This is a genomic window from Antrihabitans auranticaus (genome assembly GCF_016481275.1).
Taxonomy (GTDB): domain Bacteria; phylum Actinomycetota; class Actinomycetes; order Mycobacteriales; family Mycobacteriaceae; genus Antrihabitans.
In genome coordinates this window covers 1,233,200-1,247,426 of the sequence record NZ_JAEMNW010000002.1, presented here as the reverse complement: position 1 = coordinate 1,247,426, position 14,227 = coordinate 1,233,200, and the positions used below count along the sequence as shown (strand labels likewise).

General features: G+C 63.7%; 13 protein-coding genes. 12 read left to right on the top strand and 1 reads right to left on the bottom strand.

The features are described 5' to 3' along the window. Positions 1–185 precede the first annotated feature (185 nt). The 11 genes from JGU72_RS13915 to JGU72_RS13865 all read left to right on the top strand — a co-directional run bounded on the left by JGU72_RS13915 (position 186) and on the right by JGU72_RS13865 (position 11,888). Positions 186–950: an MlaE family ABC transporter permease gene (locus JGU72_RS13915; protein ID WP_199684464.1), complete on the top strand. Its 765-nt coding sequence runs from the start codon at positions 186–188 to the stop codon at positions 948–950. A 4-nt stretch (positions 951–954) separates the two neighbouring features. After that, positions 955–1,809, top strand: coding sequence for an MlaE family ABC transporter permease (locus JGU72_RS13910; protein WP_199684463.1), 855 nt, complete (start codon positions 955–957; stop codon positions 1,807–1,809). Positions 1,810–1,818: 9 nt separating this feature from the next. Beyond that, complete coding sequence (locus JGU72_RS13905) at positions 1,819–2,997, top strand: MCE family protein (protein ID WP_199684462.1); 1,179 nt, start codon at positions 1,819–1,821, stop codon at positions 2,995–2,997. Next, complete coding sequence (locus JGU72_RS13900) at positions 2,994–4,022, top strand: MCE family protein (protein ID WP_199684461.1); 1,029 nt, start codon at positions 2,994–2,996, stop codon at positions 4,020–4,022. Before JGU72_RS13905 ends, JGU72_RS13900 begins: the two co-directional genes overlap by 4 nt. After that, complete coding sequence (locus JGU72_RS13895) at positions 4,019–5,077, top strand: MCE family protein (protein ID WP_199684460.1); 1,059 nt, start codon at positions 4,019–4,021, stop codon at positions 5,075–5,077. The genes JGU72_RS13900 and JGU72_RS13895 overlap by 4 nt, the downstream gene beginning before the upstream one ends. After that, positions 5,074–6,324: an MCE family protein gene (locus tag JGU72_RS13890; protein ID WP_199684459.1), complete on the top strand. Its 1,251-nt coding sequence runs from the start codon at positions 5,074–5,076 to the stop codon at positions 6,322–6,324. Before JGU72_RS13895 ends, JGU72_RS13890 begins: the two co-directional genes overlap by 4 nt. Then, a complete protein-coding gene (locus tag JGU72_RS13885; protein WP_199684458.1) occupies positions 6,321–7,550 on the top strand; it encodes an MCE family protein in 1,230 nt (409 codons plus the stop codon). The genes JGU72_RS13890 and JGU72_RS13885 overlap by 4 nt, the downstream gene beginning before the upstream one ends. Continuing rightward, on the top strand, positions 7,547–8,944 hold the full coding sequence (locus JGU72_RS13880; protein WP_199684457.1) for an MCE family protein: 1,398 nt from the start codon (positions 7,547–7,549) through the stop codon (positions 8,942–8,944). The genes JGU72_RS13885 and JGU72_RS13880 overlap by 4 nt, the downstream gene beginning before the upstream one ends. Then, entirely contained in the window at positions 8,941–9,618 is a 678-nt protein-coding gene (locus JGU72_RS13875) for a hypothetical protein (protein WP_233531948.1), read from the top strand. Before JGU72_RS13880 ends, JGU72_RS13875 begins: the two co-directional genes overlap by 4 nt. A gap of 104 nt (positions 9,619–9,722) precedes the next feature. After that, positions 9,723–10,199: a h domain protein gene (locus JGU72_RS13870; protein WP_199684456.1), complete on the top strand. Its 477-nt coding sequence runs from the start codon at positions 9,723–9,725 to the stop codon at positions 10,197–10,199. 711 nt (positions 10,200–10,910) lie between these two features. After that, entirely contained in the window at positions 10,911–11,888 is a 978-nt protein-coding gene (locus JGU72_RS13865) for an NAD-dependent epimerase/dehydratase family protein (protein WP_199684455.1), read from the top strand. Here JGU72_RS13865 and JGU72_RS13860 read toward each other — a convergent pair. Continuing rightward, positions 11,863–13,224 carry an alpha/beta hydrolase domain-containing protein gene (locus tag JGU72_RS13860; RefSeq protein ID WP_199684454.1) on the bottom strand — a complete coding sequence of 454 codons (1,362 nt, stop codon included), beginning with the start codon at positions 13,222–13,224 and terminating at the stop codon, positions 11,863–11,865. The two genes, JGU72_RS13865 and JGU72_RS13860, sit on opposite strands and share 26 nt — an antisense overlap. Positions 13,225–13,325: 101 nt before the next feature. On the opposite strand from JGU72_RS13860, the gene JGU72_RS13855 reads away from it, so the two are divergent. Beyond that, entirely contained in the window at positions 13,326–14,201 is an 876-nt protein-coding gene (locus JGU72_RS13855; protein WP_199684453.1) for an SDR family NAD(P)-dependent oxidoreductase, read from the top strand. Positions 14,202–14,227: the final 26 nt, after the last annotated feature.

Below are 14,227 nucleotides of genomic sequence, written 5' to 3'. Positions count from 1 at the left end.
GAAGGGTCCGGCTGCGCACTTTCCTGGGTCCGAACCGTATGTACGACAGCGGATCCGGCGCACATGCGGGCGCCGAGGTCGTTCTGACCGCTAGGCCTTCGGTCGAGGTCAAAGATGATTTTGACTAGTGAACGTGTTCTAGTTACGATGACGCCGGTCGAAGTTCGTGCGCCACAGGAGGTGGAATGAACGATCTCGTGGCGGTCCCGTTGCGGGCCGTTGGCGGGTACTTCGACCTCGTCGCCGACACCGCCCGCGCATCGCTGCGGCGGCCGTTTCAGCGCAGAGAATTCATCGACCAGGCCTGGTTCATCGCGCGGGTTTCGATCGTCCCGACGATCCTCGTCGCAATTCCGTTCACGGTGCTCGTCAGTTTCACGATCAATATCCTGCTCCGGGAAATCGGTGCTGCCGATTTGAGCGGTGCCGGTGCGGCACTCGGTTCGATCACTCAGGTCGGGCCGATCGTCACTGTGCTCATCGTTGCGGGCGCAGGTGCGACCGCGATTTGTGCCGATCTCGCTGCACGCACAATTCGGGAAGAAATCGACGCCATGCGTGTTCTCGGCATCGATCCGATTCAGCGACTCGTTGTGCCCCGCGTTCTTGCCTCGACAGTTGTCGCCCTTCTGCTCAACGGTCTCGTCTGCACGATCGGCATACTCGGCGGATTCTTGTTCTCGGTGTTCCTGCAGGATGTCAATCCCGGCGCCTTCGTCAACGGAATCACCCTTCTGACCGGTTTCGGCGAATTGATGATTTCGCAAGTGAAAGCCGGGTTGTTCGGGATGATCGCCGGCTTGATGGCGTGCTATCTCGGGCTCAACGTCAAGGGCGGCCCCAAGAGCGTGGGCGACGCGGTGAATCAGACGGTCGTCTTTGCGTTCATGGCGTTGTTCGTCGTCAACGTCGTGGTCACCGCCGTCGGAATCAAGCTGACGGCGCGGTGAAGCGATGAACAAAGTCGTCCTCACGCAACGGTTTCCGCGTACCAAGCTGCGCTACAAGCGCACTCTCGGGGCAATCGACTCGGTCGGCGACCACGCCATCTTCTACGCGCGGGCCATCGGCTACATCCCGAAAGCGCTGTTTCACTATCGGCGGGAAACCATTCGACTGGTCGCCGAAATCAGCATGGGTACCGGTGCACTCGCAGTTATCGGCGGCACGGTTGTCATCGTCGGATTCCTGACTCTCTTCACTGGCGGCACGATCGCGGTGCAGGGTTACAGCTCGCTCGGCAATATCGGCGTCGAATCTCTGACCGGATTCTTCGCGGCGTTCATCAACGTCCGCATCGCCGCTCCGGTAATCGCGGGTATCGGACTCGCGGCGACCATCGGCGCGGGTTCCACGGCCCAGCTCGGCGCAATGCGGGTCTCCGAAGAAATCGACGCCCTCGAGGTCATGGCGATTTCCTCGGTGCCCTATCTGGTCAGCACCCGAGTTGTCGCAGGAATGATCTCGATCATTCCGCTCTACGCAATTGCCGTGATTGCGTCCTTCATCGCAAGCCGATTCGCGACCGTGCTGATCTACGGCCAGTCACCCGGGCTGTACGACCATTACTTCTCGACGTTCCTCATACCGACCGACATCCTGTGGTCTTTCGTGCAAGCAATTGTCATGGCAATTGCTGTGATGATGATTCACACCTATTACGGCTATACCGCGACGGGCGGCCCCGTCGGCGTCGGCGTCGCGGTCGGCAACGCAGTGCGGACCTCCCTCATCGCCGTCGTCACTGTCACACTCCTCATCTCACTCGCGATCTACGGATCGTCCGGCAACTTCAATCTGTCGGGTTAGGTGAGTCGGTTGACTGAACCAGGATGGGTAAAGAAGCTGGCGGCACTCGGCCTTGTCGGCGGCCTCGTCGCGATCGTCGTCGTCGCGTTGACGATGTTCGCGGGCGGATTCGTCGAGAAGGTGCCGGTGACAGTGACTGCGCCGCGCTCGGGTCTCGTAATGGATCCCGATGCGAAGGTGAAGATGCGCGGTGTCGAAGTCGGTCGGGTCAAGTCGATCGAGGAGACGCCGGAAGGTGCCACGCTCACGCTGGACATGCAGCCGAACATGCTGAAGTACATTCCGGCGAACGCGAAGGTCGACATCAAGTCGACGACCGTTTTCGGCGCGAAGTACGTCAACTTCGTCTACCCGTCCGACCCATCACCCGAGCATCTCACCGCAGGCTCCACGGTTGCCGCCGATGCCGTCACCGTCGAGTTCAACACGCTGTTCCAGCACCTGTCCGACGTGCTGCAGAAACTCGAGCCGGAAAAGATCAACGCGACCCTGGGCGCGCTGTCGACCGCTCTGCGCGGGCGCGGAGAGCAGGTTGGCGAGTTGCTGACGGCTGCCGACGACTACCTCGCCGACATCAATCCCAGCTTGCCCACACTGCAACGCGACTTTCAGGCTGCCGCGGGCGTCACGAACCTGTACGCCGACGTTTCACCCGACCTACTCCAACTCGTCGACGACGCGACCGCTGTGAGCGGGACGATTGTCGACGAGCAGGTCAACCTCGACGCGCTGCTGCTGAGCGTGATCGGGCTGTCGAACACCGGTGAAACCGTGCTTGCCGAGAACGAGCAGAACCTCGACACCGCGCTGGACCTCCTGCGTCCGACCACCGGACTGCTCGACCGGTACTCCCCAGTGCTGAGCTGCCTGATCCTCGGCCTCGACAAGGCGCGTCCGATCGCCGAAGCGGTCGAAGGCGGGTTGCAGGAGGGCATTGCGCTGAACGCAGGCTTCACCTACAGCCAGGATCCGTATACCTATCCGAACAGCTTGCCGAAGGTCAACGCCACCGGTGGACCGAACTGCGTCGGTCTGCCGGACCGTGTGCCGAACGACCCGCATGCGCCGTTCATCGTGACTGACACTGCGACTGTGCCGTACGTGCCGAATACCCAGCTGAAGTTCAACGCGCCCAAGGTATTCCAGATCCTGCTCGGGGATCTGTACGCCGGATTGGCGCAGCCGTGAAAAATACTGCGACCACCGTCAAGCTCACCATCTTCGCGCTGATAATGGCCGTGATCTTCGCTGGTCTCGTCATCGTCTTCAGCCAAGCGCGATTCGCGAGCACCAGTGACTACCATGCGACCTTCGTGAGTTCGTCCGGCTTGCGGGAGGGCAACAAGGTTCGTATCGCGGGTGTTCCGGTCGGTTCGGTCACCGGTGTGGAGGTGGGCCGAGACAACCTCGCGCACATAGATTTCGACGTGGAATCCAAGTACGAACTGCTGAAAAGCACGAGAGCGACCATTCGCTACGAGAACCTCGTCGGCGACCGCTACGTGGAACTGCTCGACAGTCCCGGCTCGATCCAAGAACCGTTAGGGGAGGGCGGCACCATTCCGGTGGAACAGACCCAGCCCGCACTCGACCTCGATCAGTTGCTCGGCGGTTTCAAACCGCTTCTGCAGGGGCTCGATCCGACGCAGATCAACGACCTCACCGAAGCGCTCGTGCAGGTGTTCCAGGGCCAGGGCGAAACGTTGGTGTCGTTGCTGAACAGCACTGGGTCGTTCTCGAAAACGCTTGCCGATCGCGACGAGATGATCGGCAGCGTCATCGACAATCTCAACACGGTACTGAAGACGATCGATGACCGCGGCGACCAGTTCTCTACAACCGTCGACCAGTTGCAGCAATTGATCAGCGCGCTCGCGGTGAATCGCGATCCGATCGCAGATTCGATTCCACGGATCGCTCGTGCGACGTCGCAGCTGGAAGAGTTGCTGTCTGCGACACGCCCCGACATCGCGGGCACGATCGAGCAGACCGGCCGCCTCGCAACGAATCTCGATGCGGGGAGTGCATCCCTCGAGGACGTGCTCGCAAAGTTGCCGGAGACGTTCCGGCGACTGATCCGCCTCGGTGGGTACGGTTCGTTCTTCCAGTTCTATGTCTGCAACACCAAGGCCAAGTTCAGCGGACCCGACGGCAGGGAAATCGTGCTGCAACTCCCGGCGCCGCAGCTGACCGGGAGGTGTGCGCCGTCATGACAGAGACGAACGATCGACGCATCAAAACCGGCATCGTGGGGCTCGTGGTCGCCGGTGCGCTCGTTGTCGCAACACTCAACTACGACAAATTGCCGTTCCTCCGGGACGGCATCGAATACACGGCGAACTTCGCCGATGCAGGCGGTTTGGTCTCCGGTGACCGAGTGCAGGTCGCCGGAATCGACGTCGGCAACGTCGAGGACGTCCAGCTCGACGGTCAGCAGGTTCTGGTGACGTTCACCGTCAAGGAAGGCATCCAACTTGGCGACGACACCTCTGCCGCGATCAAGACGAACACCGTGCTCGGGCGCCGGTCGCTCGCGATCACCCCGGCCGGACCCGGCACCCTGGACAAGGGCGACACAATTCCGGTCGACCGTACGACCTCGCCGTATTCGCTGAACGACGCGCTCGGCGATCTCAGCAATACGGTCCACGACCTCGACACAGTTCAGGTGAACGAAACACTCGACGTGCTGAGCCAGGCGTTGAAGGACACACCCGCCCCGCTGCGCGAGACGCTGGACGGTGTCAGCCGGCTGTCTCGCGCCCTGAACGAGCGGGACAACAACCTGCGCGACCTGCTGGTGAAAGCCCAGGGCGTGACCAAGGTGCTTGCCGATCGCGGCGAACAGATCAACGCGCTGCTGCTCGATGGCAACGACCTCCTGGGTGCCCTCGAACTTCGCCGCGACTCTATCTCCGAGCTGATCGCCAACATTTCTGCTGTCTCCCAGCAACTGTCCGGGTTGGTGCACGACAACGAAGAACAGATCGGACCCGCGTTCGAGAAGCTCAACAGCGTTACGGCGCTGCTCATCCGGAACCGGGACAACCTCGCCCGCGCGCTCGACGGATTGGGTCCGTACGCGACGGCGCTCGGCGAGGCTGTTGCGAGCGGTCCCTACTTCCAGGCCTTCGTGCAGAACTACGGTTCGAGCAAGATGATCCAGACGTTGGTCGACGCATTCGTCGATCCCCAACACCTGCCCGCCGACCTGTACAACTATCTGCTGAATCCGCCGCCGTCGATCGAGCTGAGGGAGCCGCGATGACGACCGGAACGCTGGGGCGCAACCGCAAATGGATTTTCGTAGCTCTCGCCTGCGTGATCGCGCTGGTCGTGGGAATTGTTGCCTACCTTGCCTATACGCGGATCACGACGCATAGGTTCACCGCGTACTTCACGTCGGCGACCGGTCTCTATCCCGGTGACGACGTGCGGGTCCTCGGCGTGAAAGTCGGCAAGGTGGACAGTGTCGAACCGCAGCCCGAAGCCGTGAAGGTCGAGTTGTCGGTCAACTCGGACGTCGCCATCCCCGAGGATGCGAGAGCAGTCATCATCGCGCAATCGCTGGTGTCCGGACGGTTCGTCCAACTGACGCCGGTGTACGACGGTGGGCCGTCGCTCGAGGAGAATGCCGAGATCCCGGTCCAGCGAACCGCTGTCCCCGTCGAATGGGACGACATCAAGCGGGAACTGACTAAGTTGTCGACTGCGCTCGGTCCGCTCGAGGACGATTCGCAAGGCAGCTTCGGGCGCTTCGTCAATACCGCAGCCGAGAACCTCGACGGGAACGGCGACGCCCTGAAGTCGACGCTGCACGAGTTGTCGCACACGCTCGAGATCTTGTCCGACGGCCGCACCGATCTCTTCGCGACGATCCGGAACCTGCAGGCGTTCGTGTCGGCGCTGAGCAACAGCAACACACAGATCGTGCAGTTCGGGAACAGGCTCGCGTCGGTATCCGAGGTCCTGGGGGACAGCTCCGACGAGCTCGGCCAGGGGCTTATCGATCTGGACGTCGCGCTGAGCGACGTCGGGCGCTTCGTCACCGACAATCGACCTGTCCTCGTCGAAGGCGTCTCCGGACTTGCCGAAGCGACGCAGGTCCTCGTCGACAAGCGTGCTGAGCTCGAGCAGGTGCTGCACATCGCTCCGAACGCGCTCGCGAACTTCTATCAGATCTACAAGCCCGCACAAGGTTCGCTGACAGGCGTGGTCGGCCTGAACGAAGTAGCAAGTCCGTTGACCTTCCTCTGCGGATCCATCGAGGGCATGGAGGCGAACGACTCGCAGCGGTCGGCCGACCTGTGCCGGCAGTTCCTGGCGCCTGTCTTCAACTCGTTGGTCGTCAACTATCCGCCGATCATGACCAACCCGGCGAGCGGTGTCGCCGCGTTCCCCGACCAGATTCAGTACAGCCCTGATGAATTGCGAGCGGAGATGCCGCAGGCGGTGCCGGTTGCGCAGCCGCCGCAGGATCTGCTCTCGTTGTTGCTGCCGGGAGGTGGACGATGAGCGCAAAGCGACGGTGGCGGTTTGCCGCTGTGCCTGTGGCCATCGTCGTATCGACGAGCGGCTGCGCTTGGAGCGGCCTGAACTCTGTGCGCCTGCCCGGCGCGGAAGGCACCGGACCGGACTCGTACACGGTCTACATCCAGATGCCGAACGTGACTACGCTGACCCAGAATTCGCCGGTCCGCGTGAACGACGTGACGGTCGGGTCGGTCCAGGGCATCGAGGTACAGGACTGGCACGCGTTGGTGACGGTGTCGATCGAGGACGCGGTCGTCCTGCCCGCCAATGCAACCGCGAAGATCGGTCAGACGAGCCTGCTGGGGTCCAACCACGTCGAGCTTGCTGCGCCGATCGATCAGCCCGCCGAGGGGCGACTGCAGGGCGGCGACACGATTCCGCTCGACCGTGCGGGCGCATACCCGACCACCGAGCAGACGCTGTCATCGCTGTCGGTGGTTCTCAACGGCGGCGGGTTCGCCCAATTGCAGGACGTCACACGCGAACTCAACGCGGCCCTCGACGGCCGGGAAACCGACGCGCACGACCTCCTGCCCCGGCTGAACGAGTTGACGACGAGTCTTGACGAACAGCGGGGAGACATCGTTTCGGCGCTGGACGGACTGGACCGCGTGAGCGTCACCTTCGCCCGCGAGAAGGACACGTTGGCGCGAGCGCTCGAGGGCGTGCCGCCGGCACTGGAGGTGCTCAATGCGCAGAGCGGCAACCTGACCGACGCCCTCGTGTCGCTGGGCCGGCTCAGTGACGTCGCAAACCGCATCATCGATGAAAGCGGCGATGACCTGAAGGCCAACCTGCGCAGCCTGGTTCCGGTCCTCGAGTCTCTTGCGAACACGGGCAACCACCTGACGGACGTGCTGACGTTGCTGCTGACCTTCCCGTTCTCCATGAAGAACATGGATCACTGGCTGAAGGGCGACTACGCCAACCTGATGATGATGCTCGACCTCACGGGTGCGCGGCTGGACTCGAACTTCCTCACCGGAACACCGCTCGGCGGCACCTTCGGGGGAGTCGAGGGTCTGCTCGGCCGAGTAGCCGGTGTTGCCGGACACGCGGGCAATCCGCTGGCCTCGCCGCCCGTGCCGCCACCGCCCGGGTTGCCGCAGATTCCAGGATTGCCTGCATTGCCTGCATTGCCCGGACTGCCTGAGCTACCGCAGATACCGGGCATCAACGCGCCGCTGCCGGGGGTGCCGGGCCCATGATGCTATCCAAGTTCGTCAGAGCGCAGTTGATCATCTTCTCGATCCTCACCGTGATCGGTGTGGTCGTCATGTCCGTGGTCTACATCGACGTGCCGGCAATGTTCGGAGTCGGCCGATACAAGGTGACTGTCGAGCTTTCTGCCACCGGCGGCCTGTACCCCCATGCCAACGTCACCTATCGCGGTACGAACGTCGGCGAAGTCGAAGAAGTCGAGCTCACCGAGACAGGCGTCGACGCGACCTTGTCTATTGGCTCGGACTACAAGATTCCGTTCGACAGCGTGGTGTGGGTGAAGAGCGTGTCGGCGGTGGGCGAACAATATGTCGACCTCGTGCCGAACACTGCGGACGGCCCCGATCTGGCAAACGGGGACATCATTCCCGTCGACCGCACCCGGCTGCCGCAGGATGTGGGTCCGATGCTCGATCAGGCCGACCGACTGCTCGCGAGCGTCGCCGACACGCGGTTGCGATCGCTGGTCGACGAGTCGTTCAAGGCTTTCAACGGCACTGGTCCCGACCTGCAGAAGCTGCTCGATTCCGCGCGCCTGCTCGTGCAGGAGGCCGCCGACAACACCGAGCAGACGAAGATTCTGATCGATGAGATCGGTCCGTTGCTGGATACCCAGAACGACTCCAGCGACGCGATCCGGGACTGGACGCGAGATCTCACGCGCTTCGCCGACCAGTTGCGTGCGAGCGATCCGCAGCTGCGATCGATTCTCGAGAACGGGCCCGGCACCGCGAACGAGGCGACAGCGCTCTTCCAAGATCTGCGGCCGACTTTGCCGCTGTTGCTCGCGAACCTTGTGAGCGTCGGCGAGGTCGCCGCTACGTACAACCCGTCGATCGAGCAGGTGCTCGTCGTGTTCCCGCCGTTGGTAGCAGCACTGCTCACCGCCGTGCGCGGCCCGCTCGAAGACGGTGCGATCGTCGACTTCCTGATCTCTGTCAACGATCCGCCATCGTGCACACAGGGATTCATCCCCGCTGCCGAGTGGCGTTCACCAGCCGATCAGTCCGTGCCCGATACACCGTCGAACCTCTTCTGCAAAGTCCCGCAGGACAGCAAGATCGCCGTGCGCGGCGCGCGAAACTCGCCCTGCATGGGGTACCCGGGACGACGCGCGCCGACCGTCGAGCAATGCGCGACCGGCGAACCGTACGTTGCTGAGGGCATCAACCCGCCGGTGACGATCCCGGGTGCGAACGCGCCGGCGGCGTTCGAGGAGGGTAGGCCGGCTGAGCTGCCCAAAACTGCTGCCCGGCAATATGATCCAGAAACGGGCACGTTCGTCGGGCCGGACGGCAAGATTTACAGTCAGCCGAACCTCAACCAGGTTGGCGCGTCGGAAGTTTCATGGCAATCGATGATGGTGGAACAACAGGGATGACCGAAGACAACAAAGCTCCCCGTCGCAAAGCGGTGCGGCGCGCAGGCCCGCCGGTCGGCGACCCGCCCGCCGAGCCGATCACGCTGCAAAAGCCTGTGGCCTCGCCGCCCAAGGTTGCCCCTGCACCAGAGCCGGTCGTGAACACACAACGCACGCCCGAACCTGCTGTGCCCGCTGCCAAGCCGTCACGGACGTGGCTGAAGCCGGCGGTCGCAGCGGCTGCGGCGGTCGTCCTGCTCACGGTCGCGGCAGGGGTTGCGTTCCTGTCGTACTCGAATCATCAGACCGACGAGCGCGAAGCGACGCGCCAGGAGTACATCCAGGTCGCACGCCAAGCGGTACTGAACCTGACCACGATCGACCCCGAGACGGTCAAGGAAGACGTCGATCGCATCCTCGCGGATGCGACGGGAGAGTTCCAAGCGGAGTTCGACGGTCGTATCGAGCCGTTCGTGAGCATCGTCCGCGAAGCGAAGGTCGCGACCCACGGCGAGATCATCGCAGCAGGTTTGGAGAGTGAAAGCGACGACGGCGGGGTTGTGCTCGTGGCCGCGAAGTCGATGGTGACGAATGCGGGATCCGACGAACCGCAGCCGCGCAACTTCCGGCTCCGCGTCAGCGTCACAGACGTCGACGGGCGTCTGGCAACATCGAAGGTGGAGTTCGTTCCGTGACAGCCGCAACAGTTCAGAAATCTCGTGACGACCACGAGTTACCGGATCCACCAAAGGTTTCCGGGAAGCGCGGGTTCGGTCGGCCGCCGTCGTTCGGTAGATCGGTGAAGGGTCTTCTGTTTGCCCTGTCGGGGATCGTGCTGGTCGCGCTGCTCATCGTCGGCGGCATTGCGCTGTCTACGTACATCGACAACCGGCAGATTGCCGACGCGCGCACGAGCGCCGTCGATTCGGCGTCCGAGAAGGTCGTCGCGATGCTCGGCTACGACTACGAAACCGCCGAAAGTTCCTTGCCGACCGCGGCGGAAGGCCTCACCGGCGACTTCCGGGAGGAGTACCTGAAGCTCATCCAGGACTCGATAATCCCGGGGGCAAAGGAGAAGCAACTCACCGTCAAGGTCAGTGTGCAAGGGGCGGCGGTCATTTCGGCCACGCCGGACACAGTGGACGTCCTGATCTTCCTAAACCAGGTGACCACGAACATCGACAACCCCCAAGCCGTCACCACCGGTAGCCGCCTCCGAGTGAGCATGCAACACGTCGACGGCGAGTGGTTGATTTCGCAGTTGGCGCCGATCTAGTCGGGTGGCGGTTCGGGCCGACTCGTGTTCAGCCGCACCCCTTTTCGGGTGGGCCTCGGTGTGTCGGTCGGCGAGTCGGGGTGCGACTCCCGAGTCGGGGTGCGGCGGGTGTGGGTGGTTGGGCGTGTCGGTCCGCGACGCGCCGGGTGGTCTCGCCGAGTGGGTGGTTACCGCGGCATCGCGCGGGAGGGGTCGTCGGCGGGAGCCTGTTCGGTATGCGTACGGCCGACTTGACCTCAGCCGCACCCCTTTTCGGGTGGGCCTCGGCGTGTCGGTCGGCGAGTCGGGGTGCGACTCCCGAGCCGGGGTGCGGCGGTGTGGGTGGTGCGGCGTGTCGGTCCGCGACGCGCCGGGTGGTCTTGCCGAGTAGGTGGTTACCGCGGCATCGCGCGGGAGGGGTCGTCGGCGGGAGCCTGTTCGGCATGCGTCCGGCCGACTCGACCTCAGCCGCACCCCTTTTCGGGTGGGCCTCGGCGTGTCGGTCGGCGAGTCGGGGTGCGACTCCCGAGTCGGGGTGCGGCGGTGTGGGTGGTCCGGCGTGTCGGTCCGCGACGCGCCGGGTGGTCTTGCCGAGTAGGTGGTTACCGAAGCATCGCCCCAGAGTCCTCGTCGGCAAGTGCCTTGTGGGGCACAAGCGACCGGCAAACACTAGTCTGGACAGATGTCTAGACGCATCTATACTTGACGCAACAACGGACGAAGGAGAACGTGATGCGCGTTGCCGTGACGGGTGCGGCCGGCTTTCTGGGAATGAATCTCGTCGAAGCGCTCGCGTCGCAGGGACACGAAGTGCTGGCGATCGACCGCGTACCTGCACCTGCCCGCACCGACGGTGATGTCAGCTGGCTCCGGGCCGACATCCTCGACCCCGCTGACATGGTTCGCGTACTCACCGATGTCGAGGTGGTCTATCACCTCGTCGCGATGGTGACGCTCGCGCAACAGGATCCGGTTGCATGGCGGGTGAATACGGAAGGCGCGCGTATTGTCGCCGAGGCCGCGCTCACGGTCGGCGCGCGCAAGTTCGTCCACTGCAGTTCGCTGCATGCGTACGACCAATACAACCTCGTCGGTCCGCTGAGTGAAGAGTCGGCACGCTCCACCCGCGCAGACTTGCCCGTCTACGACAGGTCGAAATGGTTCGGGGAGGTTGCGGTTCGGGCCGTGGTCGAGCGCGGACTCGACGCCGTGATCTGCAACCCCACAGGCATTTTCGGGCCGGTCGACTACGGGCCGTCGCGGCTGAACTCGATGGTCCGATTGGCTGCCAACGGACGAATGCCCCTGGGGATCGCGGGACATTTCGATCTGATCGACGTCCGCGACGTCGCCACCGGCATGATCCGAGCGTCGGAGAAGGGCAGAGCCGGCGAAAACTACATTCTCGCCGGCCACGAAGCAGAACTCATCGAGGTGTTCCGCACGGCCGCCCGAGTGCTCGGCAGACGCGGACCCGCCTTCGCGCTTCCGCTGCGACTCGTCGAACGCGTTGTGCCGATCGTCGAGCCTATCGGTGCGCGTTTCGGCTCGGACCTCATCTCGAAAGGCGCAATCGACACGCTGCTGACCTCGCCGATCGTCGACGGTACGAAGGCCCTGCGTGAACTCGGGCACGACCCGCGCCCGACCGACGAGACTGTGCGCGACCTCATCGCATTCTTCGTCACACAGGGTCGGTTGACCGGGTAAGCAGCTCTGGCTCCGCTGCCGCAAGCAATTCGGCCCGATCCTCGGCGAGTACGAAACCCGCCTCGATCGCGGCATCGGCAGCGGCAGTGTACTTCGCGAGGTAGTCCGCCTCGTCCACATACAACTCATCCAGGCCGGGCAGCGGCGTCGTTGTGCCGAACAGCTCGCAGATCGGCGACGCCCCCGGGGCGGGCGCACCAGAAAGCACGGCCACCGGCGCATCCACCGCCGGCGTTCGCACGCCACCCAGCACGTTGCCGTTGGCGTCGACAGCAAATTCGGTGCCGCGCACGACCTCGAGCCGCGGCGCCGAGGGTGGACGCTGACCCACTCGTACCCACGTGTCGAGTGCGCGCAACGCAGCCCGCAATACGAAGACCTGCTGCCCGCGATTTACTGGCAACCGGCACTGGAGGAACTTCTCGAACTGGCCGATCTGAAACCTGTCGGCATGAGCGGTCCCTGCGATTTCCCATAGTCGGAACCAGTTCGAATCCTCCTGCCTGGCAGGGTAATACGCGAGGTGCCCGAAGAGGTCCGTCTCGGTCTGCACGACGATCACCGGCACGGGGATATCGTCACGAATCTGGGTCGGCGTGCCGCGCAGAGCCGGACGCAAATCGACGCCACGTCCTGGATCGCCCAACGGAGCGATCGCCCCGCCACGACTGTGCACCAGAAATCCGTCGAACAATTCTGTCAAGGGCTGGACGCCATTGATGTAGGTGCTCAACGCAATCGCGGACTGCGACTCGCCGATCGCGAGCCTTCGATCGACGTGCAGGCCCGCCAACGGCTCCGCCTCGGTGATGCTCCGCGCGATCTTGGTGTAGATGTCGTAGCAGTATGCGTCGCCGGGATGGTGCAGGCCGCCGTAGCGGTCTGGGTCGATCTCGGCGAGGCCGGATTGCCGACCTTCTGCCACTGCGATCGTGGGCGTTCCGCCTTCGATCCCGGCCCACTGCGCCGAAACCCCCACCCACGCGTAACCGCCCCTGACCAACTCCGTCGCCATGTAGGAATAGTCCGGGCCGGCGTCTTGGCCACTGCTTACATTGAGCCACTCGACGACGAGGGTGCCGTTGAAGTTCGCGGCATCGGCGGGTCTACGCACAACCACACGCGTTGCGAAGTGGGCTGTCCCGCCGTCTGGTTCGAGGTCGAACCGGCCGTCGGAAGCCATCGGACTGCACGTGCGATAGCCACTGGCGGTGCCCGTCGCGAGGTATTCGGCTTCGCTATATCCGGCGGCGGTCAGATCGGGACCGATCGCCGCCGCCATCAACAAAATGCCACGTCCGCCACGCAGCGGAGAGAAATCTACTTGGGTCGACACGGCACTCCTCGCGCAATTCGCAGGATTTACTGGAACACGTTCTAATTTTGATCGTAGACTGCTGACGCGGAACGCGATCACACGACTGCGTGAGGAGCGGCATGGACGACAGCCGGTTGTTCGAGGGAAAGGGCGCTGTCGTTGTCGGCGGCTCCCGCGGAATCGGCGCAGCTGTTGCTGCGCTGCTTGCGCAATTGGGTGCCGGAGTCGTGGTCAACGGTCGAGCGGCCGACGTCGCCGCATCGACTGCGGAAGCCATCCGGGGCTCGGGTGGAAGTGCCATCGCTTTCGCGGGCTCGCCCGCCGATGCCGACCTCGCTGAAGCGCTGATGGACGTGTGCGCGGACGAGTTTGGGCACGTCGATGTGTTGGTCAACTGTGCGGGGACCGCTGAGCCGGCCAACTCGTCGATTTTGGACATTTCTACCGAGGATTGGCAGGACCTGATCGACGCCCATCTCACGACGGTGTTCAATACCTGTCGTTTCGCTGCGCGCAGGATGGTGGCGCACGGCGGCGGCGCGATCGTGAACACCAGCTCGTTCGCGTTCCTGGGCGATTACGGCGGTACCGGCTATCCGGCCGGAAAGGGGGCTGTGAACAGCCTGACGATGGCGATCGCCGCCGAGCTGAGAGACCGGAATGTGCGTGCGAACGTCGTGTGCCCCGGCGCGCGAACACGGCTGTCGACCGGTCCGGAGTACGAGCGTCACATCAGGGATCTCCACGAACGAGGGCTGCTCGACGAGGCGACCATGCGCGGTTCTCTCGATGCCGCGCCACCCGAGTACGTCGCTCCGGCTTACGCGTATCTCGCGAGTGAGCGTGCAGCTGAGGTCACGGGCCGAATCTTCGTCGCAGCAGGGAATTTCCTCGGCAGTTTCGATCGGCCGACGCCGTCATTTCTCGGCTATCGCGGCCACTCCGACGCGCCGCCGTGGACGATCGCGGAGGTGGCCAGCCTTGTCTCGCGCTAGTGCCTGTAGTAATGTCCAGACATGTG